The 2683-nt window shown below is 54.3% G+C and carries 1 pseudogene; it reads left to right on the top strand.

Going from position 1 to position 2683, the window contains the following annotated elements:
- Window positions 1–347: 347 nt before the first annotated feature.
- Window positions 348–2683, top strand: a pseudogene (locus FF098_RS17475) (hypothetical protein); the annotation flags it as partial.

The raw sequence follows: 2683 nt of genomic DNA, 5'->3' as shown, positions 1-2683 counted from the left end.
TCGTACAGGATGGTTCGGACACAGTCGTGTCCATCACCGGCGATACCTACAACTCGATCACCCTGATCGGCGTCGATGCAGGCGATATCGACGTCAGTGATTTCAATTTCGGGTAGGGAGCTGATATCTTCCTGTCTGCGACGAAAGTCTGACCATTGAGGTTTAACGTCAGACCAATGAGAACTGACGGGGCGGGATAACCTGAACATCTAATGGATCGGTTATTCTGCCCCGAAACACAAGGCTAAGGGGAGTGCGCCATGATCCGGCCCGACGATATTCAATTTCGTCCTGGAGTAGATATTCTACAGGAGATAACCACTCTTGGTGATGAGGCGCTGCCTCTCTTGCCTGGAATTTCACATCAGGGTCTTTGTGGCTGTGCTGCCTGTGATGATGCAGGCGCTCAGGAATACAGATACGTAACCGACTCTGTCGGTGATCCGCAAAGCCTGGTTGTCGATGATTACCGTGCCTTGCTGACCTCTTCGGAGAGCGCATGGAACTGGCTAGCGGCTGGCGAGCGGGCAATCGGCGTTACTTTTGTCACGTTTTCCTTCCGCGAGGTCGGTGACCTTCCGGGGCCTGAAAACGTGTCACGGCCTATCGACAGTTCGTTTTCCTTCAGTGAGCTGCAACGTGAGCAGACACGCGACTTCCTTCAGCAATTTGCCGATGAATCCGGTATCGTCTTCGTGGAAGTCGAAGAAGGGGGCATGCTCGACTTCATCGGCGTGACCGGTTCTGGCCTAGGTGGATTTGCCTTTTATCCCGGCAGTACACGGAATAGTTCATCGAATATTTATATCGAAGGAGACGTCAACACCACGACATGGGGTGGAAATCATATCCTCCTGCATGAGATCGGCCACGCTATGGGGCTCAAGCACCCGTTTGAAGGCGATGTGACGCTGGATAGCGAAGTCGATACAATACAGAACACAGTCATGAGTTACACCTGGAATGGTGGCGGTGTTACGACATTGGGGCCGATTGACCGCGATGCCCTGGATTATCTGTATGGCGACCATGTCGATCTGGCAGCTGCCGGCATCACCTATTCCTGGGACGAAGCAACGGATACGCTGACAATTGACGGTTCTTCCGGCGCCGACACTTTTAGCGGGACACGCGATAAGGATTTTATCTCCGGCCTTGACGGAAATGACTTTATCGTTGCCGGCGGTTCCGACGACACCGTCAATGGTGGCAATGGTAATGATGAGCTGCGCGGCGAGGATGGCAATGACACTCTCATCGGTGGGGCGGGGCATGATATACTGTCCGGCTCCTGGGGCGATGATATCATCAATGGCGGCGGCGGTGGTGATACCATATCGGCCGGTGGCGGTAACGATACTGTTGATGGCGGTGGCGGGAACGATATCATAGCAGCCAGTTTCGGTGACGATATGATCGATGGCGGAGCTGGCGATGACGATATCGAGGCCACATCGGGCAACAACATCGTATATGGCGGTGACGGCAATGACGTTATTCGTTCGGTCGGGTACAGCAACTATTCCATGGAGCTGTACGGTGAGGAAGGCGACGATACGTTCTATTTCAGCTATACGCATTACGGCACCATCGATGGTGGAGACGGCTTCGATACCGTTTCATTCGAGGAGGCAATCCAGACCACCGGCGCGTTCGTCAATACGGCGTCGAATAATTACCTCTCGATCGAGGAATACCGTGGCTCCTCCGGTGATGACAGGTTTTATGGCGGCGATCAGGCAGACCGTTTCACAGGCCTTGTCGGCAATGACCAGCTATATGGCGGCAGCGGCGACGATGTGCTTCTCGGCGGAGATGGCGATGATACGCTGCGCGGCGATGCGGGGGCCGATACACTGAGTGGCGGTGCAGGCATCGATTTCGTTGACTATGCCAATGGTGGGAGTGAAGGCGTCACCATCGACCTGCGGGCCGGCACGGGGGCAGGCGGTTACGCCGAGGGCGATATTATTTCCGGTATCGAGAACATTCGCGGGTCGTGGTATAATGATACCCTTCTTGGTACGGATGGTGACAACGTCTTTTCCTATAGTGGTGGATCTGACGTCATCGATGGCCGCGACGGCAATGATACCTTCTCTTTCGAAACCTATTCCGGAAATATCCTTAACCTCAGTCTGCGAACATCCACCTTCCAGTGGTATTACGAGCCGTATGACTCTTTCTATAGCCTTGGTACGTATACGATTACATCGGTCGAAAATCTCACCGGTAACAATGTTGAAAATACTATCGAGGGTAATAACGTCGATAATATTCTCGATGGCGGTGAAGGCGATGATGTTCTCCACGGTTTTGCCGGGAGCGATACGTTGATCGGCGGGGCCGGCATCGACACGGCCGACTATTCCCTGGATCATGAAGACGGCGCAGTGGCAGGGATAGCAGTCGATATGCGGACTGCCACGGTGACCGATAGCTTCGGTGATATTGACCAGCTCACCTCGATCGAAGTCGTGCGCGGCAGTATTCATGATGACACCTTTTACGCTAACGCTACTGTGTCTGCCACCTTCTTCGGTGGTTCTGGCGCGGATAGCCTTGTTGGCGGTGCCACATCCGATACCCTGTACGGAGAAGTCGGCAATGATTTCCTCGCCGGGCGCGACGGCGATGACGTGCTGGATGGGGGTGATGGTGACGATCGCATGTTCGGCGAGGC

The organism is Aquisalinus luteolus (assembly GCF_009712425.2).
GTDB lineage: Bacteria > Pseudomonadota > Alphaproteobacteria > Caulobacterales > Parvularculaceae > Aquisalinus > Aquisalinus luteolus.
This window is presented reverse-complemented; position numbering and strand designations above follow the sequence as displayed.